The following is an 18,744-nucleotide window of genomic DNA, read 5'->3' as shown; positions in this document are numbered from 1 at the left end:
CCGGCCTGATGGCCGACCCTCGCATTATTCCGGCACCCTCGCCTGGCCGAAGCGCGGAAAAAGCCGCTCCGGAGGGGGCATTTCCTCGAAATGGCGCTGCTTGTGGCGCAGGCGTCGTCCATACAGAGTTAACGTGGGGTTCGCAATGGCGGGGCAACGGCCTGCGCACGGGCAAAACGCCTGTGCGTCATATCGACGTGCGGAAAACTTCGTCGCCTTATGCAGGGGGCGTCCATAGCATGACCCGTTCACCAAACCAGAATGCAGAACGGACCAACCGTCATGTCGCCCGATCGAGCCAACTCCCCTGCCCTGCCGTTGCGCCAGCGCTTGCTGGCGGCCCTGCTCACCACCGCCCTTGCCACGCTCAGTGCGTGCGGCAGCGATTCGCCGCCCGGCACGTCCACGGCCGGCACCGACAACAGCACACCGGACACACCGGCCCGCAAGCCGAACATCCTGTACATCATGGCCGACGACCTCGGCTATTCCGACATCCACGCCATGGGCGGCGAGATCGACACGCCCAACCTCGATGCGCTGGTGCAGTCCGGCCGGCTGCTGACCAACCACCATGCGGGCACCGTCTGCGCCATCACGCGGGCAATGCTGATCTCGGGCACCGACCACCACCTGGTGGGCGAAGGGACCATGGGTGCGCCCAACGACGAGCGTGCGGGCCTGCCGGGCTACGAGGGTTATCTGAACGACCGCTCGCTGTCGGTCGCGCAACTGCTCAAGGACGGCGGTTATCACACCTACATGGCCGGCAAGTGGCATCTGGGCAACGGCATTGCGGGCAGCGCTGCCAACCTGGGCAAGACGCCCGACCAGTGGGGTTTCGAGCGCTCGTATGCGCTGCTGCCGGGTGCGGCCAGCAACCACTTCGGCCATGAAAACGCCAACGCCAGGAACTACACGGAAGACGGCGCCTATGTGCAACCGGGCCAGCCAGGGCAACCGGGCGGCGCGGGCGGCAGCCCGGCGGTGTTCTATTCGACGGATTTCTACACGCAGAAGCTGATCAGCTACATCGACTCGCACAAGGGCGACGGCAAGCCGTTCTTTGCCTATGCGGCGTACACCTCGCCACACTGGCCGCTGCAGGTGCCGGACCCGTGGCTGCACAAATATGCCGGCCGCTATGACGCGGGCTACGACGTCATCCGCGATGCGCGCATCGCGCGGCAGAAGGCGCTGGGCATCATTCCGGCCGATTTCACGCCGTTTGCCGGGCTGCCCGGCACGACCACGCGTTCGGCCGCATCGCCCAACAACGGCACGACCAATGCGCGCTACATCAATGCAAATCATGGCCCCGCGCAGGGCTATACCGACTACGGCCCCGGCTACGTCAACAAGAAGTGGAGCGACCTCACGCCGCTGGAGCGCAAGGCGCAGGCGCGCTACATGGAGATCTACGCCGGCATGGTCGAAAACCTCGACTACAACATCGGCCTGCTGATCCAGCACCTGAAAGACATCGGCGAGTACGACAACACCTTCATCATGTTCCAGTCGGACAACGGCGCCGAAGGCTGGCCCATCGACTCGGGCGCCGACCCGAAGGCCACCGATGAAGCCAACGCCACCGACCCGGTCTACTCCAGGCTTGGCACCGACAACGGCCTGGCCAACGCGCAGCGCCTGCAATACGGCCTGCGCTGGGCCGAGGTGAGCGCTACGCCGTTCAACCTGGTCAAGGGCCATGCAGCCGAAGGCGGGGTGTCGGTGCCGGCCATCGTGCGTTTGCCGGGGCAGACGCAGGCGCTGCCACCCATCACGCGCTTCACGCATGTGACGGACAACACCGCCACCTTCCTGGCCGTGGCCGGCATTGCCCCGCCCAGCACACCCGCGCAGCCTGCCGTGGACGGCAACGGTGTCGACCAGAACAAGGGCAAGGTGCAGTACGGCAGCCGCGCGGTGTATCCGGTGACGGGCGTGTCGCTGCTGGCGTCGATCCGGCAATCCGCCGATGCAGGCCCCATCCACACGCAGCCCTTCGGCGACGAGTCGTACGGCCGGGCCTACCTGCGCAGCGCAGACGGCCGCTGGAAGGCGCTGTGGACCGAACCGCCGCTGGGCGCGGCCGATGGCCACTGGCAGCTCTTCGACATTGCCAGCGACCGGGGCGAGACCACCGATGTGTCTGCGCAGCACCCTGACGTGGCGGCCACGCTGTACCAGCAATGGCAGGACTACATGCGCAGCGTTGGTGGGGTGGAGCCGCTGCGCCCACGCGGGTTCTATTGATGAGCGCCGAGGTACAGCAGAAAAGGCACCGGCGTGTGCGCTGGGTGCTGGCAGGTGCAGCGCTGGCCGCGGTGGCAACCGTGGCGCTGCACCCGGCCGGTGGCAACATGGCGGCCCGCGCCGCAAATGTGGTCAACGCGCACACGGCGCCGCGCCTGCCGCTGGGCACGACCGAGGCTTGCGCCCGCTACGGCGGGTTGCCGCCCGGCTGGCGGCAGGACACGCGGGCCGGCATGGTGCACGTGAGCAGCGGCAGCTTCACCTTTGGCACCACGCTCGGCTATCCGGACGAACGCCCGGCGCAGAGCGGTGGCACGCCTGCCCAGACGCGCGTGCGCGGTTTCTGGATCGACCAGACGGAGGTGACCAACGCGCAGTTCGCCGGTTTCGTGGCCGCCACGGGCTATGTGACCGACGCCGAGCGCCAGGGCGGCGCGGTGGTGTTTCACGTGCCGGATTCGGCAGAGATGCAGACACGCCCGTATGCATGGTGGCGCTGGGTGAAAGGGGCGGACTGGCGCCACCCGACTGGGGCCGACAGCCAGCTCGCCGATGCCGACAACCAGCCCGTGACGCGTGTCACCCAGGCCGATGCACTGGCTTACGCCCGCTGGCTTGGCCACGACCTGCCGACGGAAGCGGAGTGGGAATACGCCGGCAAGGCCGGGCGCGATGGCGCGGACCTCGAGAAAGCTCCGCGCGATGGCAGCGGCAAACCCGGCGCCAACTACTGGCAAGGCATCTTTCCCGTGCTGGACACCGCAGAGGACGGCCGCGCCGGCATCGGCCCCGTCGGCTGCTATGCCGCCAACGGCTTTGCGCTGTACGACATGATCGGCAACGTGTGGGAATGGACCCGCGACGCCTATACCGGCCCGCATCAGTCGCACGCCAATGGCGACACCCGCGCCGTGGCCGCGCTGGACCAACCGCAACGCTTCGGTCGGAACAACAGCCAGCCGAACCGGCCGATGGTCATCAAGGGCGGCTCGTTCCTGTGCTCGCCGGACTTCTGCGTGCGCTACCGGGCCTCCGCACGGGAGGCGCAGGAAGCCGATCTGCCCGCAGCGCACATCGGGTTCCGGACCATCCTGCGCGATTGAGGGCGGCGGTATCGCGCCATGACAGGCAATAGACAAAACAAAACAAAACGGGCGTTGCGCACATCGTCGCAACGCCCGTTTTGTTGTGTCCAGCGCCGAGGTCAGAACCCGAGGCTTTCCAGCAGGTCGTCCACCTGTTCCTGGTTGGCAACCACGTCCGGATGGTCCGGATTGATCTGCGGGCCGTTGAGCAGCGACGTCGCAACCTGCGCGGCTTCCACGCGCAGGTGTTCCGGCGCGTTGTCGAGCAGGATGCCGACCAGCTGGCTTTCGATGAGCTGGACGACATCCAGCACCTTCTTGATCACCTGACCGGTCAAGTCCTGGAAGTCCTGGGCCATCAGGATTTCCATGAGTTGCTGGTTCGTGTCGCGCGTTTTTTCAGGAACGCTGCGCAGGAAGCCGTTGGTCTGGCCCACCAGCTCGCGGATCTCGTCGTCGCCCAGTTGGCGGTCCATCCACGACTGCCAGCGGTTGACCAGCGCCTGGGAGTCGGACTCCAGCGCGTCTTGCACGGGCCGCGCTGCGTCGATGGCGTTGAGCACGCGGGTGGCCGCCTGCTCGGTCATGTTGGCGATGTAATTCAGGCGGTCGCGTGCGTCGGGGATGGCCGATGCGGCCTTCTCGACACCCTTGTCCAGGCCCAGCTCGCGCATGCTTTCACGCAGCATGCGCGTGAGGTGGCCGATGCGCTGGAGCATTTCGGGCATGTCGCCGTGGTCTGCACCTTCGGCGGCGGGCGCCTGGGCGCCATCGTGCATCTCGCTCATCACGCCCCCTTTTCGAGTTTCTCGAAAATCTTGCCCAGCTTTTCGTCCAGCGTGGCAGCCGTAAAGGGCTTGACCACGTAGCCGTTGGCTCCTGCCTGGGCGGCGGCGATGATGTTTTCCTTCTTGGCTTCGGCCGTCACCATCAGCACCGGCATCTTGCTGATGACGGGGTTGGCGTCGCCACGGATGCTCTGCAGCATCTGCAGGCCATCCATGTTGGGCATGTTCCAGTCCGAGATCACGAAATCAAACCGGCCTTCCTTGACCTTGGCCAGGCCGGCGGCGCCGTCTTCGGCCTCGTCGACGTTGGAAAAACCAAGTTCCTTGAGCAGGTTACGCACGATCCGGCGCATCGTCGGGAAATCGTCGACGACGAGGAATCGGTACTGGCTCTTGTCCATGGACACAATCTCCGCAAACTAACTGAATTGGGGGGTTTCGGGCTTCCTTGGCAATCTTATCGGCGCCTGGGGCCGATTCTTGAGCGCCGGAATGGTGCGGGGCGCCTGACTGCTGCGCCCCGCAACCAATGTACCCGCAAAGTCGGGCGTTAAACCCGCGTCACGCGGCCGTGGGCCGACAGCTTGGCCAGCACGTGCGGGCCGATCTGCGACAGCGGCAGGACTTCGTGCACGCCGCCGTGGGCCACCGCCTCCTTGGGCATGCCGTACACCACACAGGACGCCTCGTCCTGCGCGACGTTGTAGGCACCGGCGTTGCGCATCTCCAGCATGCCCACCGCGCCGTCCTTGCCCATGCCGGTGAGGATGACGCCCAGGGCGTTGGCCCCGGCGTTGCGCGCGGCGGAGCGGAACAGCACGTCCACCGCCGGGCGATGGCGGTTGACCGGCGGGCCCTGGTCCAGCTCGGTGACGTAGTTGGCGCCGCTGCGCCCCAGCGAGAGGTGCATGTCGCCCGGGGCAATGTAGGCGTGGCCCGGCAGCACACGCTCACCGTGCGCGGCTTCCTTCACGCGGATACGGCACAGGCCGTCCAGCCGCTTGGCAAACGAGGTGGTGAAACCTGCCGGCATGTGCTGCACGATCAGGATGCCGGGGCAGTCGGGCGGCATTTCCATCAGGAAATCCTTGATCGCCTCGGTGCCGCCGGTGGAAGCGCCCACGATGATCAGCTTTTCCGTCGACGAGAAATGGGTACGCGCAGTTGCCGGCGTTGCCGCAGCGTGGTCGGCGCGAACGTGTGCGCCGGGTGCCGACGCTGTGGCCGCGCCCGCCACGGGAACCGGAGCGGCGGTACGCGGACGCAGCTTTGCGCGAGCCGCCGCGCGGATCTTGTCGGCGATCTGGTCGGCGTATTCGTGCATGCCGTCGCGCATACCCAGCTTGGGCTTGGCGACAAAATCCACCGCGCCCAGCTCCAGCGCGCGCAGCGTGGCTTCAGAACCGCGCTCCGTCAGCGACGAGATCATGACTACCGGCGTCGGGCGCAGGCGCATGAGCTTTTCCAGGAAGTCGAGGCCGTCCATCTTCGGCATTTCGACGTCCAGCGTGAGCACGTCCGGATTGGTCTGCTTGATGAGGTCGCGCGCGATGATCGGGTCGGGCGCCACACCCACCACTTCCATATCCGGCTGGCTGTTGATGATCTCCTTCAGGATGCTGCGGATCAGTGCGGAATCGTCGATGCACAGCACCTGAATCTTGCGTTTGTCGTTCATGTTCGGGAGCAAGTCTTCTGAATGTTGAGACCGTTGCAAAACGAAGCGAAGCGGTTCTGATGGATCAGCGCCGACGCAGGCAGTACAAGTCGTACGGCAAGGCGGCGTTGGGCCGTCAGAATCGTTTTTTGGCGGTCTCCTAAGTGAATAGTTGCAGGCGCGAGGCGGGCTTTGTCGTGATGGACTTCGACAGCTTGCTGGCGTATTGCGCCTCGCTGTCCAGCTCGGCCGCCGTGTTCTGCGAGCGCAGCTTGCGCACCATGATCTGGCCGGTGGACGGTACGAAATACACCTTGCGCGGGTGTACGTCAAAGAGGTCTTTGGCGGCCACCGTCAGGCCTTCGTTGCGCAGGAATTCGAGCACGAACTTGCCGTTGCGCTCGCCCACGTCGAGCGTGCTCATGCCGGCCAAGACGGCGGCGCCGCCAAACACCTTGATCTCCAGACGCTCGCGCTTGGCGCCCGCCTTGTAGAGCTGGTTGAGCAGCACTTCCATGGCATGCGTGCCGTAGCGCATGGAGGGCGACAGGATCGACTCCCCTTCGTTGCGCGAGGGCAGCATGAAGTGGTTCATGCCGCCAATGCCGAGGGTCTTGTCGCGCACGCAAGCCGAGACGCACGAGCCGAGCACGGTCACCAGCATCAGGTCTTCGGTGGTGACGGAATACTCGCCGGGCAGCACTTTCATGGCCCGACGGCCGAAGGTGGTGTCGTAGTACGCGTGGGTGCTGGCGGCCGATTGCGCGAGCGTGGCCATGGCGCCAGCGCTCATGCCGCTGCTCATGCCGCTATCGCTGCGCATGGCGTCGGCGGCTGACTGCGGGGTCGCGCGTTTGCCGAATTCGATCATCGTGCCCCCATCTTGGCGCGCAGCTCGGGCGCGACTTCGTACACGGTCTTGCCGCGCAGCGTCCACGCCTTGGTGACCTGCAGGAAGCTCTCCGAATGGCCGGCAAACAGCAGGCCATCGGGTTTCATCACGTCGATGAAATGTTCGAGAATCTTGGCCTGCGTTGGCTTGTCGAAATAGATCATCACGTTGCGGCAGAAGATCACGTCGAACTTCTGCTGCAGGGGCCAATCGCGGTCGAGCAGGTTGATCTGGCGGAAGTCGATCATGGCCTGCAGCTCGGGCCGCACGCGGGCATAGCCTTCGTGCTTGCCGGTGCCGCGCAGGAAATACTTTTTCAGGCGCTCGGGCGACAGCGCCGCGACACGCTCCATCGGATAGATGCCGGCGCGGGCGCGGGCCAGCGCGTTGGTATCCACATCCGAGGCGATCACGCTCACCTGGCTGGGCGACATCGAGCCAAACGCTTCAGCCAGCGTGATGGCGATCGAGTACGGCTCTTCGCCGGTCGACGATGCCGAACACCACACGGTGAACGGCGTGCGCTTGGCCTTGGCGTGCTCGTGCAGGATCGGAAAGTGATGCTGCTCGCGAAAGAACGCGGTCAGGTTGGTGGTCAGGGCGTTGGTAAAGGCCTCCCACTCGTCGGGCAAGTGGCCTTTTTCCAGTGCGTCCAGGTAATCGCGGAACGAGCCGAGGTTGACCACGCGCAGACGGCGGGCCAGGCGGCTATAGACCATTTCACTCTTGCGGTCGGACAGCGAGATGCCGACACGTCGGTAGATCAGGTCCCGAATGCGGCTGAAATCTTCAGCGGTGAATGAAAACTCGCGCGACGCGAGCGTCGGCGAGACTGGCGCCAAGGTTTGTGCCATAGGTAACTACCCCGTAATTGCGCGAGTCTTGATGCCCGCTTTCAGTATGTGGCGGGCACCGTTGCCGCAGGCCGCGCCAAGTTTGCTGTTGGCGAGGCTGGCGTCAGAATGTGCTCCAGTCATCTTCATCGGCAGAACCGGTGCTCAGCTTGAGGGCCGGGGCAAGGACGGCTTCGGAAACGGCCGCCGCAGCCACGGCGGCAGCCACCGGCGCAACCGCCGAATGTGCCTCCTGGGGCGCTTTTTGCTCCTGCACGGCGGCGGGTGCCTGCTCCGGGACCAGCTCCGTCGATGCGGCTGGCTTGGCGGCCTTGCGCGAAGCCAGGGCGCGCGCCACGGATGGCACCACTGTGGTCTTCTCGGGGCGGATCTGGCTGCGGACGGCAGGCGCGGAAACGGCAGCAGGCGCCGCCGCCACGGCCAGCTCCACCGAGGCATCGGTGCGGAACGTCGCCACGGCATCGCGCAGCAGTTGGGCCTGCTCTTCCAGCGACAGGGCTGCGGCAGCAGCCTGCTCCACCAGCGCGGCGTTCTGCTGCGTGACCTCGTCCATCTGGTTCACGGCCTGGTTGACCTGTTCGATGCCGGAGCTTTGTTCGTCCGACGCGGCGGAAATCTCGCCCATGATGTCGGTCACGCGGCGCACGGCCACCACCACCTCTTCGATGACGGTGCCGGCTTCGGCCACCAGGGCCGACCCGTTGCGCACACGGCCCACTGAATCGCCGATCAGTTCCTTGATTTCCTTGGCCGCCGTGGCCGAGCGTTGCGCGAGGCTGCGCACCTCGCCCGCCACCACGGCAAAGCCGCGGCCCTGCTCGCCCGCGCGCGCCGCTTCCACGGCGGCATTCAGGGCGAGGATGTTGGTCTGGAACGCAATGCCCTCGATCACGCCGATGATGTCGGCGATCTTCTTGCTGCTGGCGTTGATGCCGGCCATGGTTTCCACCACGCGGCCCACCACTTCGCCACCCTTGACGGCGATGTCCGACGCGCTGCCGGCCAGTTGGCTGGCTTGGCGCGCGTTGTCGGCGTTCTGCTTCACGATGCTGGTCAGCTCTTCCATGCTGGACGCGGTTTCCTCCAGCGACGAGGCCTGCTCTTCCGTGCGCTGCGAGAGGTCGGCATTGCCGGCGGCGATCTGCTTGGTGGCGCTGGCAATGGAATCGGCGGAACTCTTGATGTTGGTGATCGTGCCGGTCAGTTGCTGCTGCATCTGCGCCATGGCGAACAGCATGCTGTCATGGTCGCCGGGGCGGGTCTGCACGTGCACGGCCAGGTCGCCCGCGGCAATGCGGCGGGCAATCTCGGCGGCGTACGACGGCTCGCCACCCAGCTGGCGCGACAGCCGGCGGGCAATGACCAGCCCCAGCACGATGCCGAGCAGCGCCCCCGCGCAGGCCATCACCATCATCACCAGACGCGAACGGTGCGCATCGTCACGGGCCTTGACGGTGGATGCGGCGGAGACCTCCTCCACGCGCTTGACCATCTTGTCGAGCGTCTTTTCAAACGCCGCGGTGTCGTCCAGCAAGCCGACGTTTTCTGCGGTGACGCGGCTGTCGAACTGGGTCGGGTCCAGGCCCTGCTTGTCCATCAGCGCCACGAAGTCGGTCATGCGCTTGCCCCAGACGGGGTAGATCGCATCGACCTCGCGGATCATCTTCTTGCCTTCGTCCGAGGTGAACAGCGGGCGCACGTTCTCCACACCGTCTTTCAGGTGCTGCATGCTGTCCGAAATCTGCGCGCTGAGCGCCTTGCGCTCGTTGAGCGTGGTGGCAATCAGCAGCGCTGTCTGCGCACGGCTGGCATGCGCCAGGCTGTTGGCCGCGCTGCCCATCTGGGTGATGGCGCGCATCTGCTTTTGCGCCAGCTCTTCGCTGGCTTTGCTCAACTGCGTAATCGTATAGATGCCCAACCCGCCAATCGCTGCGCCCATGGCCGCCACGATCAGGAAACCGCCCGTGAGTACCGTGGACACCGGCAAACGCTTGATCCAACCCATGTTGTCTACCTCTTCCTGTTTTTTTATATGCCCCCTAGCGCTATCGGCCTGCGGGGGACGGCCCTTTAGAACCGCCATGAGGTCATGCCACTTCAGTGGGGGGTCACCCCGGCTTCAGCAGGCATTAGCCCAGGCAAAAAAAAACCTGCCCCGGAGGGCAGGCTGCACACCACAAACACACACGAGAGAGCTTTCGCGAGCAGCGAAGATCCCGTGCATACATGGTCAAAAGGTCTCCCAGTCGCGATCGTCGCCGCCTGCGGCAACGAGCTTGGGTACGGGCAACTTGAGCGCTGACGCAGCCGCTTTGATCACGGCAGCGGCGGCGGTGCGCTCGCGTTGTTGTTCTGTGGCGCTGGCCGGCGCTGCGGGTGCGGCAGCGGTCAGCGCAGTGGGTTCGGCGGCGCTGCGTGCGGCAGCCTTTGGCTTGGCGGCACGGCGCGGTACGGCTTTGGCCTTCGGGGCCGGCCTGGCAGTTGCACGCACAGCCAACGGCGCCGTGGCCGCCTTGTGTGCTGTCGGTGCCGAGGGTGTCGAGGGTGCCGACGGTGCCTGCGTTCCTGCCTGCGTCCGGAAAGCAGCCACCGCCTGGCGCAACCCGCTGGCCTGCTCCTGCAGCGACATCGCGGCGGCGGCGGCTTGCTCCACCAGCGCGGCGTTCTGCTGCGTGCCTTCGTCCATCTGCGTGACGGCCTGGTTGATCTGCTCGATACCGGCGCTCTGCTCGTCCGATGCGGAGCTGATCTCGCCCATGATGTCGGTCACGCGCTTGACGGCAACCACCACTTCTTCGATGACGCTGCCGGCTTCGGCCACCAGCGTGGTGCCGTTTTCAACGCGGCCAACCGAATCGCTGATGAGTTCCTTGATTTCCTTGGCCGCCGTGGCGGAGCGCTGTGCAAGGCTGCGCACCTCCCCGGCCACCACCGCAAAGCCGCGGCCCTGCTCGCCTGCGCGGGCGGCTTCCACTGCCGCATTCAGCGCCAGGATGTTCGTCTGGAAGGCAATGCCTTCAATGACGCCGATGATGTCCGCAATCTTCTTGCTGCTGTCGTTGATGCCCGCCATGGTGTCCACCACCCGGCCGACCACTTCGCCGCCCTTCACGGCGATGTCCGATGCGTTGCCCGCCAGCGTGCTGGCCTGGCGCGCGTTGTCGGCGTTCTGGCGCACGATGCTCGTCAGCTCTTCCATGCTTGACGCGGTTTCTTCCAGCGCCGAAGCCTGCTGCTCGGTGCGCTGCGAAAGGTCGGCATTGCCGGCGGCAATCTGTTGCGTGGCGCTGGCAATCGAGTCGGAGCCCGTGCGCACCTGCCCCACCATCTTCTGCAGGCTTTCCTGCATGCGTTGCAGCGCCTGCAGCAGACGGCCGGTTTCATCGGCGCGGTCGACCTGGATGGTGTGCGTGAGGTCGCCCTGCGTGATGTGCTCGGCCTGTTCGATGGCGCGCATCAGGGGCACCGTGATCGAGCGGCGCAGTGCCCACGTCAGCAGCCCGCCCACCAGAATGCCGCCCAGCAGCAGGCCGGTGGTGAGGGTGCTGAGCTTGTGATGCTCGGCCTGGCTCGCTTCGTAGCTGGCTTTGGCCACGTCCATCTGCATGCGGTTCAGCGCCTCGACTTTGTCGCCCAGCGGGCGGTACAGCGCGGGCATCACGTCCATGACGCTTTTGTTGATGCGCGCTTCGTCGTGTGCTTGCACGGCTTGCATCAACACCTGTGCGCCATCACGCAGAAATGCTTCACGCAGGCCCTGGGCCTCGTCGGCCAGCTTGCGTTCGTCTGCCGCGGCGGGCAGCACCCGGTAGCGCTTCCAGGCCGCGTCGGACTTATCCAGGAACATCTTCGCGCGCTCGATCGACTTTTCCACGCCGGGCGCGTTGGGCGCCATGGCTGCACGATCGAGCACGATGCGCGCGCTCAGGAGATTGGAATCGGATTCGGCCAATGCCACGGTGCCCGCCAACTGCACGGCATAGCCGTCCTGAACGCGGGTATTGGCGTGTCGCATGCCGATAAGGCCCGACACGCCCACGATAACGGCGAGCACACCGATGCCCGCCATCATCAGCCCCAAACGGAGCCGGATGGTCATTTTGCTGAACATGCTTCCCTCCCCTAACGGCGCCGCACCTGTTCTTACGGTGTCTTGTCGCCCGCTGGACCCAGTTGGCCCAGCCTTCATATGCCGTGAGCACGTCGCCCGTGCCCCGGCCGGATTCATGTTGCGATCAGGCGGCTTCTGCTTCGTCGCACAGCGCCATGTCGGCCGACATCAGCAGGCGCTCGATGTCCACCAGGATCAGCATGCGCTCGTCGATCGAGCCCAGGCCACGGATGTATTCCGTGTCCAGCGCGCCCGAGAACTCCGGCGCCGGCTTGATCTGCTGGCTTTGCAGCGTCAGCACGTCCGACACGCCATCCACCACGATGCCAACCACACGGTCCTTCAGGTTCAGGATGATGACGACGGTGTACTGGTTGTACTCGACGCGATCGAGCTGGAACTTGATGCGCAGATCAACGATCGGCACGATGATGCCGCGCAGGTTGATCACACCCTTGATGAAATCGGGCGCGTTGGCGATGCGCGTGACGGTCTCGTAGCCGCGGATTTCCTGCACCTTCAGGATGTCGATGCCGTATTCCTCGCGGCCCAGCGTAAAGGCCAGGTATTCCTCCCCGCCGGTGTCTTCGCCGATCGCGTGTTCCTTGACTTCCATTGCGGCTCCCCTCGGCCCGTTGGGCCACTAGATTGAATTCATTGCCGGGTGGCCGATCCCACCCTGTCAGACGTGAGCGCTTATGCTGCGGCCATCGCCTCGGTCGAGAAACGACCGCCCTGTGCTTCGCCCATGTCGTGCTTTTCGGCAGTAACGGCACGCATCGCGTTTTCTGAATGGCCGGCACGGGTCTCGCGCATCAGTGCCGACACATCGACGATCAGGGCAACGCTGCCGTCGCCCAGGATAGTCGCGCCCGAAATGCCGGGCACACGGCGGTAGTTGGTCTCGAGGTTCTTGACCACCACCTGCTGCTGACCGACCAGTTCGTCCACCTGCAGCGCAATCTTCTTGCCTTCCGAATCCAGAATCACGACGATGCCTTCCGACGGATTGGGCAGCGACGGCGTGATGCGGAAGCGTTCGTACATCGGCACCAGCGTCAGGTATTCGTTGCGCACCTTCAGCAGGCGACCGCCGCCCGGCACGGCCTTGATGTCTTCCGGACGCGGCTGCAGCGATTCGGCCACGCACGACAGCGGGAGGATGAACACTTCGTCGCCGGTCTTGACCGACATGCCGTCGAGGATCGCCAGCGTGAGCGGCAGCACGATGCGGATCGTGGTGCCCTTGCCCTTCTGCGACTGGATCTCGACGTAGCCGCCCATCGACTGGATGTTCTGCTTGACCACGTCCATGCCGACGCCGCGGCCGGACACGTCCGTCACCTGGTCGGCCGTGGAGAAGCCCGGCGCGAAGATGAGCTGGTTGATCTCGTCGTCGGTCATGTTGTCCGACACGGGCAGGCCGCGCTCGCGGGCCTTCTTGAGGATCTTGTCGCGGTTCAGGCCCTGGCCGTCGTCGCTCACCTCGATGACGATGTTGCCGCCCTGGTGGGCAGCAGACAGCAGCAGTTGGCCGGTGGCGTCCTTGCCGGCGGCCACGCGGGCCTCGGGCAGTTCGATGCCGTGGTCCAGGCTGTTGCGCACCAGGTGCGTGAGCGGATCGATGATGCGTTCAATCAGGCCCTTGTCCAGTTCGGTCGACTTGCCGAACGTCGACAGCTCGACCTGCTTGCCCAGCTTGTTCGCCAGGTCGCGCACCAGGCGCGGGAAGCGGTTGAACACGTAGTCCATCGGCATCATGCGGATGGACATGGCGGCTTCTTGCAGGTCGCGCGCGTTGCGCGTGAGCTGCGACAGGCCGGCAAACAGGCGCTCGTTGAGCACCGGGTCGAAGGCCTGCGCGGTTTGCGCCAGCATGGCCTGCGTGATGACGAGTTCGCCTACGAGGTTAATCAGCTGGTCGACCTTTTCCACGCCCACGCGGATCGACGTTTCTGCAGCCACGGCCGGCTTGTGATCGGCGGCAGCCGGACGGGCCGGCATCGGGGCGGCAGCAGCGGCAACGGCAGCCGCCTGCACGGGCGCAGCTTCATTGGCAGCCGGGGCGTGGACTTCCGTCTGTGCGGCGGCGGGCGTCGGTGCAGCCACCACCGGCGCAGCGGCCTCAGCGGCCGGCGCCGCGCCACCGACGTGCGGCGTGATGACGATCTGGTCGGCATCGATGATGAAGCAGCTCACCGCGATGATGTCGTCGGCGGTGCAGGTGCTCTGCAGCACGATGTCGCTGTTGCGACCGGTGCGCGCGTGGCGCAGCACGGTGCCCAGGTGCTTGAGTTCGGTGACGATCAGCTCGCAGTCTTCGTTCGAGACGTCGATGAGCTTGATGTCCAGACCGCCTTCGATGTCGCCCACGGCTTCGGCCGCAGCCACCTCGACCACCACCGGCTCAGGCTGGGGCGCAGCCACCGGTTCGGGCGTCGCCACGGGCGCCGCAGCTGCCGGCGCGGCGGCAACAGGGGCGCCGTCCTCGGCGGTCAGGCTGTTGAGCTTGGCCACCATGTATTCGAGCGTGGCCGTATCGATAGGGTGCTCTTGCCGGTAGGCATCAAGTTGGCTTTTCAACACGTCTTTCGTTTCCAGGAAGGCATCCACCATGTTTTCGCGCAGCTGCAGGGTACCGGTGCGAGCGCGGTCCAGAATCGATTCAGCCACATGCGTGAGTTCCGTCATGTGTGTGAACCCGAACGTCGCAGCACCACCCTTGATGGAGTGCGCGCAGCGGAAGATGGCGTTCAGATCATCAGAAGAAGGATTGGCGACATCGAGGTTGAGCAGCAGCCGCTCCATGTCGACGAGCAGCTCTTCCGCCTCTTCGAAAAAGGCGCCGAAAAACTGGCTAAGGTCGAGGTTCATATCTGTCGTCTCGGTCGTTTAATGCGTCGATGCAGACCCGTGGGTCTGCGCGTGCCATTCGAGCAGCTGCATCACCGAATCCGTCAGCCCGTCAGGGTCGAACGGCTTGGGCAGGAAGCCCGTCGCACCAGCAGCGCGTGCCTGGTCGCGGATCGTGCTGTCTGCCTCGGTGGTCAGCATGAGGATCGGGGTGTCGGCGTAGGCCGGCAACGTGCGCAGGGCGCGGATGAGGGTCAGGCCGTCCATCGACGGCATCACCTGGTCGGTAATCACAAGGTGGTGGCTGCCCTGGGCCAGTGCGCGCGCGGCTTCCAGCGCGGCGGTGCCGTCACCGGCTTCCGTCACGGCAAAGCCGCACTCGCGCAGGCACGCGGCAATCATGCGGCGGATCGACGTGGAATCGTCCACCACCAGGATGTGTTTCTCGCTCATTGACTGTTTCCCCCTCGGCGCTCTTTATGGCTTGGCCGCGCTTACCGCATCGGCCACACCTGTGGCACGTGCAGCGGCGTCGGTCAGCGTGTCTTTGCCGTCATTGCGCAGGTCGGCCACCGGCTCGACCCCACCCGAGCGCACGGCTTCAGCTGCGCGCGCGTTGAGCACGACGATGCTGATGCGGCGATTGATCGGGTTGTAGATGTTCGTCTTGTCCAGTGGCACCGATGCCTCCAGGCCGACCACGCGGCTGACCTTCTCGGGCTTCATGCCGCCCGCCACCAGTTCGCGTCGCGATGCGTTGGCACGGTCGGCCGACAATTCCCAATTGCTGTATCCATGCTGCGTGGCGTACTGCGTGGCGTCGGTGTGGCCCGACAGGCTGATCGGGTTGGGCACGTCGTTCAGTGCCGAACCGAGCTCGCGCAGGATCGTGCGCATGTACGGCTGCACCTCTGCGCTGGCGTTGGCAAACATCGGACGATTCTGCTGGTCGACGATCTGGATGCGCAGGCCTTCGGTGGTCATGTCGATCAGCAACTGGTGCTTGAACTGGCTCATGACCGGGTTCGTCTCGACCATCTCGGCAATCTTCTGCTTGAGCTTGTTCAGCGCCGCATCGTCCGATTCATCGCGGATGTTGCGCTGGCGCTGGACGGTCGGGCTCGGGCTCGGGTTCGGCTGCGGCATGTTCTGCTTGAGCGCCGGGCTGCCCTGCAGGATGCTCGACTGGTCGCCCGAACCGGCGCCACCGAACAGCGCCACCTTCAGCGGCGTGCGGAAATACGTTTCGACCGACGACAGCTCAGCCTTCGTCACCGAGCTGAGCAGCCACATCAGCAGGAAGAACGCCATCATGGCGGTCACGAAATCGGCGTAGGCGATCTTCCACGCGCCACCGTGGTGGCCGTGTCCGCCTTTCTTGTTGCGCCGAATGACAATGAAGGTCGGCGTGCTGGACTTGCTCATGGTCCGCTCCCGGTTTGTACTGTGTGGTTAGTGGCGCAGCTCGTTGGCTGTGCTCTTGTGGTCGTAAATATCGTTTTGAACCCGCTCAGGATCCGTAGCGAGCAGGCCCGAGGTTGGCGCGAGAAGCGCAGCCGTACACGGGTACGGTGAGCATCGCAGGGCCAAGATCGGGGCGCGCAGTAGGATCATGAGTGGGTTCAGGCTGTCTTGGCGCCACGAACGTGGTCTTCCAGCTCGGCAAAGGACGGGCGCTCGGTCGAGAACAGCACCTTGCGGCCGAACTCCACGGCAATTGCCGGGGCGTAGCCGTTCATGCTGGCCAGCAGCGTCACCTTGATGCACTGGAACAACTTGGTCGATTCTTCGGCGCGCTGCTCCAGCAGCGAACCCAGCGGCCCGATGAAACCGTACGCCAGCAAGATCCCGAGGAACGTGCCGACCAGCGCCGAGGCGATCAGCTTGCCCAGCTCTGCCGGCGGCAGGCCGACCGAGCCCATGGTGTGCACCACGCCCATCACGGCGGCCACGATGCCGAAGGCCGGCATGGCGTCGCCCACTTTGGTGATGATGCGGGCCGGTTGTTCGGCTTCGTGGTGGTGGGTGTCGATTTCCTGATCCATCAGCGCTTCGATCTGGAACGGATTCAGGTTGCCGCCGACCATCAGGCGGAGGTAATCGCAGATGAAATCCAGTGCGTGGTGATCGGCCTGGATGGCGGGGTAATTGGCGAACAGCGCGCTTTCGTGCGGGTTCTCGATGTCGGCTTCGATCGACATCATCCCTTCGCGGCGGATCTTGGAGAGCACCACATACAGTAGCGCCATCACTTCCATATAGAGGGCCTTGGTGTATTTCGAGCCCTTGAACAGGCCCGGCAGGGCCTTGACGGTGGCGTTGATGGCCTTTTTGTCGTTGCCGACCACGAAAGCGCCAATACCGGCGCCGAAGATGATCAGCAGCTCAGTCGGCTGGAACAAGGGCCCGAGGTGTCCTCCGGCCAGCATGTAGCCGCCGAACACCGACGCGAGAATCACGATGTAACCGATGGCAACTAACACGGGGCGAACTCCTGAATGGGCGATCCTTCGATCAATACAAGAGGGAATATCGGCATCCCCCCGGTTAACTGAAGGCTTCAGCGCCGGCTTTTGCTGCTGCGCGGTGCTCGAAAAACCCTGCCGCCGCGCCCTTCTTCCCCAAGAACGGCAACAAATCGGGGGGCTTGAGCGCCACCCGGCTCAGAGAAGGCTTGCCCCTAGGCAAACGCAAAGAAAAAGGGGACGGAAATCGCTTTCCGTCCCCACTTTTCGCCCCTCTTCTACGCGCGGCGGCAAAAAAATGCCGGTCCGCAGTTTCCCGCGACCGGCCTACCCCCTTCCCCTTTTGTCCTGCCTGAGCCCCTGTGCTTGTCCTGCTCTGTATTCGTTGCTCTTTTGTTCTTTGTGTTTTTATGTGCCGATCTGCGCGGCTATTCCCGTATTTCCCGTACTGCTACCTTCTTTTCCCGTCCGCCCTTTTTTGTCCATCCCCCGGCGGTTCTGCAAGTCCCGTGTTCCCGTGTTCCCGTACCCTGCAATGCCGTTATCAGGCGTCGACCGTCTTTTCTGCGATCGCATCAACCGGAGCAGCGACGCGCTTTTTCTTCCCTGCGCGTGACGGCGGCTGGCACACACCGCACACGAAATCGTGGTGCAGGTCGTCCGCGTGGGCCACGAAATGGCCGGTGCAGCGCTTGCACTTCACTGTGTGCAGCATCTTCCCCTCGAAGAACTTCAACATCATCCACGCGCGGGTGATCGAAAGCACCTCTTCCTGTTCGTGGACGTGAATATGTTCCTGGTACAGCTTGTAGGCCGAGATCAGACGGCGCACCCCGGTGCTGCGGCTGTTCTCGCCCAGAAAACGGTAAATGTTCAGGAAGATCGACGAATGGATGTTCGGCGACCACGTCAGGAACCAGTCTGCCGAGAAGGGCAGCATGCCCTTGGGCGGCGATTCCCCACGAATTTCCTTGTACAGCTTGACCAGACGCTCACGGCTGAGCGTGGTTTCTTGTTCCAGCAATTGCAGACGGGCACCGAGCGAAATCAATTCCGCTGCGAGGTGGATCTGCTCAACTTCATTCATGACGCTGGTGTGACGCATGGCACTGCTCCCGCTACGCTTGCTACTCATCCCAAGGTGCAATCTCTGAACCCGGCGGAAAACCCGCCGCAAACAGTTCAGTTGATCTGCTCAACCGCCTGACGTGCCAGCAGAATCGACATTTGCGATTGCTGCAGGCCCTTGTCACGGTGCGGCTGGGTCACCAGACCCAGGATGGCGTGATCGTCGAAGCGGAAGCGGCACAGCATCATGTTCGTGCTGGCCAGCTTGACGATCTGCGCGGGCGACATCGTCAGCAGGATGTCAGCCAGTTCTTCGGAGATGCCGAGGCGAAACAGTGCGGCATCACGATCCTTGGCCAGCATCTGCTGGGCAAGCATCAAATAGGTGAGATTCAGTTCGCTGATCTCGGAAACAATGTCTTGCGTGTCCATGTATGTCCCGTCGTGTGCAGTAAAAGTACAACTTGCATCCGGTCTCGCATGGTGATGCCCGGTTGGCGCTATTTTTTTGCACCTACCCTCGCCGGGCTGTTCACCAATCCCCACAGATCGGATGTTTCCTGCAGTCGGCGCCGTTGCCGGCACTTCCTGCCCCTTCTTACTCACGTCGCTAAAGACATGGCGAAGTTGTTTTCTGTTGAACACATTGTGGTTTGAGGTCCAGGGTAAGTAAAGAAGGGGGGACCCCTACGTTGGAGGGGTGAGGTATTCCGTT

The 18,744-nt window shown here is 64.3% G+C and carries 16 protein-coding genes; 2 read left to right on the top strand and 14 right to left on the bottom strand.

Annotated features, from left to right (window positions below):
* The first annotated feature begins 282 nt into the window (after nucleotides 1-282).
* On the top strand, nucleotides 283-2,256 hold the full coding sequence (locus tag N5B55_RS18505) for an arylsulfatase (RefSeq protein WP_304540986.1): 1,974 nt from the start codon (nucleotides 283-285) through the stop codon (nucleotides 2,254-2,256).
* A complete protein-coding gene (locus N5B55_RS18500) occupies nucleotides 2,256-3,359 on the top strand; it encodes a formylglycine-generating enzyme family protein (protein WP_304540984.1) in 1,104 nt (367 codons plus the stop codon). Before N5B55_RS18505 ends, N5B55_RS18500 begins: the two co-directional genes overlap by 1 nt.
* Before the next feature lie 101 nt (nucleotides 3,360-3,460).
* On the opposite strand, the gene cheZ is transcribed toward N5B55_RS18500, so the two are convergent.
* From cheZ to flhD, 14 genes are all read right to left on the bottom strand, one after another.
* Nucleotides 3,461-4,129 (bottom strand): protein phosphatase CheZ, encoded by a 669-nt coding sequence (gene cheZ / locus N5B55_RS18495; protein ID WP_009240470.1) that lies wholly within the window; start codon nucleotides 4,127-4,129, stop codon nucleotides 3,461-3,463.
* Nucleotides 4,129-4,530, bottom strand: a complete 402-nt coding sequence (gene cheY / locus N5B55_RS18490) for a chemotaxis response regulator CheY (RefSeq protein ID WP_009240469.1) — start codon at nucleotides 4,528-4,530, stop codon at nucleotides 4,129-4,131. The genes cheZ and cheY overlap by 1 nt, the downstream gene beginning before the upstream one ends.
* A gap of 149 nt (nucleotides 4,531-4,679) precedes the next feature.
* Nucleotides 4,680-5,807: a protein-glutamate methylesterase/protein-glutamine glutaminase gene (locus tag N5B55_RS18485; protein WP_304540981.1), complete on the bottom strand. Its 1,128-nt coding sequence runs from the start codon at nucleotides 5,805-5,807 to the stop codon at nucleotides 4,680-4,682.
* A gap of 139 nt (nucleotides 5,808-5,946) precedes the next feature.
* A complete protein-coding gene (gene cheD / locus N5B55_RS18480) occupies nucleotides 5,947-6,564 on the bottom strand; it encodes a chemoreceptor glutamine deamidase CheD (RefSeq protein ID WP_045202244.1) in 618 nt (205 codons plus the stop codon).
* Between the two features lie 89 nt (nucleotides 6,565-6,653).
* A complete protein-coding gene (locus N5B55_RS18475) occupies nucleotides 6,654-7,532 on the bottom strand; it encodes a CheR family methyltransferase (protein ID WP_154205673.1) in 879 nt (292 codons plus the stop codon).
* Between the two features lie 103 nt (nucleotides 7,533-7,635).
* Nucleotides 7,636-9,537, bottom strand: a complete 1,902-nt coding sequence (locus N5B55_RS18470) for a methyl-accepting chemotaxis protein (RefSeq protein ID WP_304540979.1) — start codon at nucleotides 9,535-9,537, stop codon at nucleotides 7,636-7,638.
* Between the two features lie 225 nt (nucleotides 9,538-9,762).
* Complete coding sequence (locus N5B55_RS18465) at nucleotides 9,763-11,643, bottom strand: methyl-accepting chemotaxis protein (protein WP_304540977.1); 1,881 nt, start codon at nucleotides 11,641-11,643, stop codon at nucleotides 9,763-9,765.
* Nucleotides 11,644-11,767: 124 nt separating this feature from the next.
* Nucleotides 11,768-12,259, bottom strand: coding sequence for a chemotaxis protein CheW (locus N5B55_RS18460; RefSeq protein WP_009240463.1), 492 nt, complete (start codon nucleotides 12,257-12,259; stop codon nucleotides 11,768-11,770).
* Between the two features lie 80 nt (nucleotides 12,260-12,339).
* The gene (gene cheA / locus N5B55_RS18455) at nucleotides 12,340-14,517 is read right to left on the bottom strand and encodes a chemotaxis protein CheA (RefSeq protein WP_304540974.1); all 2,178 of its coding nucleotides are present in this window, start codon (nucleotides 14,515-14,517) and stop codon (nucleotides 12,340-12,342) included.
* An 18-nt stretch (nucleotides 14,518-14,535) separates the two neighbouring features.
* A complete protein-coding gene (locus tag N5B55_RS18450; protein WP_009240461.1) occupies nucleotides 14,536-14,949 on the bottom strand; it encodes a response regulator in 414 nt (137 codons plus the stop codon).
* A gap of 24 nt (nucleotides 14,950-14,973) precedes the next feature.
* On the bottom strand, nucleotides 14,974-15,921 hold the full coding sequence (gene motB / locus N5B55_RS18445; RefSeq protein WP_304540972.1) for a flagellar motor protein MotB: 948 nt from the start codon (nucleotides 15,919-15,921) through the stop codon (nucleotides 14,974-14,976).
* Between the two features lie 197 nt (nucleotides 15,922-16,118).
* Complete coding sequence (gene motA, locus N5B55_RS18440; protein WP_065854235.1) at nucleotides 16,119-16,979, bottom strand: flagellar motor stator protein MotA; 861 nt, start codon at nucleotides 16,977-16,979, stop codon at nucleotides 16,119-16,121.
* Nucleotides 16,980-17,505: 526 nt separating this feature from the next.
* Complete coding sequence (gene flhC / locus N5B55_RS18435; RefSeq protein WP_103519201.1) at nucleotides 17,506-18,066, bottom strand: flagellar transcriptional regulator FlhC; 561 nt, start codon at nucleotides 18,064-18,066, stop codon at nucleotides 17,506-17,508.
* Nucleotides 18,067-18,143: 77 nt separating this feature from the next.
* Entirely contained in the window at nucleotides 18,144-18,461 is a 318-nt protein-coding gene (gene flhD / locus N5B55_RS18430) for a flagellar transcriptional regulator FlhD (RefSeq protein ID WP_065854231.1), read from the bottom strand.
* Between the last annotated feature and the right edge of the window lie 283 nt (nucleotides 18,462-18,744).

The sequence above is a fragment of the Ralstonia pickettii genome (genome assembly GCF_030582395.1).
GTDB classification, from domain to species: Bacteria; Pseudomonadota; Gammaproteobacteria; order Burkholderiales; family Burkholderiaceae; genus Ralstonia; species Ralstonia pickettii_D.
The sequence above is the reverse complement of the archived record's forward strand: the minus strand, read 5'-3'. Positions and strand labels throughout refer to the sequence as shown.

Bases quoted from the DNA above. Each gene is read 5' to 3' on its own strand.
- N5B55_RS18505 (WP_304540986.1), top strand. From the start codon at position 283: ATGTCGCCCGATCGAGCCAACTCCCCTGCCCTGCCGTTGCGCCAGCGC.
- N5B55_RS18500 (WP_304540984.1), top strand. From the start codon at position 2,256: ATGAGCGCCGAGGTACAGCAGAAAAGGCACCGGCGTGTGCGCTGGGTG.
- cheZ (WP_009240470.1), bottom strand. From the start codon at position 4,129: ATGAGCGAGATGCACGATGGCGCCCAGGCGCCCGCCGCCGAAGGTGCA.
- cheY (WP_009240469.1), bottom strand. From the start codon at position 4,530: ATGGACAAGAGCCAGTACCGATTCCTCGTCGTCGACGATTTCCCGACG.
- N5B55_RS18485 (WP_304540981.1), bottom strand. From the start codon at position 5,807: ATGAACGACAAACGCAAGATTCAGGTGCTGTGCATCGACGATTCCGCA.
- cheD (WP_045202244.1), bottom strand. From the start codon at position 6,564: ATGGCCACGCTCGCGCAATCGGCCGCCAGCACCCACGCGTACTACGAC.
- N5B55_RS18475 (WP_154205673.1), bottom strand. From the start codon at position 7,532: ATGGCACAAACCTTGGCGCCAGTCTCGCCGACGCTCGCGTCGCGCGAG.
- N5B55_RS18470 (WP_304540979.1), bottom strand. From the start codon at position 9,537: ATGGGTTGGATCAAGCGTTTGCCGGTGTCCACGGTACTCACGGGCGGT.
- N5B55_RS18465 (WP_304540977.1), bottom strand. From the start codon at position 11,643: ATGTTCAGCAAAATGACCATCCGGCTCCGTTTGGGGCTGATGATGGCG.
- N5B55_RS18460 (WP_009240463.1), bottom strand. From the start codon at position 12,259: ATGGAAGTCAAGGAACACGCGATCGGCGAAGACACCGGCGGGGAGGAA.
- cheA (WP_304540974.1), bottom strand. From the start codon at position 14,517: ATGAACCTCGACCTTAGCCAGTTTTTCGGCGCCTTTTTCGAAGAGGCG.
- N5B55_RS18450 (WP_009240461.1), bottom strand. From the start codon at position 14,949: ATGAGCGAGAAACACATCCTGGTGGTGGACGATTCCACGTCGATCCGC.
- motB (WP_304540972.1), bottom strand. From the start codon at position 15,921: ATGAGCAAGTCCAGCACGCCGACCTTCATTGTCATTCGGCGCAACAAG.
- flhC (WP_103519201.1), bottom strand. From the start codon at position 18,066: ATGCGTCACACCAGCGTCATGAATGAAGTTGAGCAGATCCACCTCGCA.
- flhD (WP_065854231.1), bottom strand. From the start codon at position 18,461: ATGGACACGCAAGACATTGTTTCCGAGATCAGCGAACTGAATCTCACC.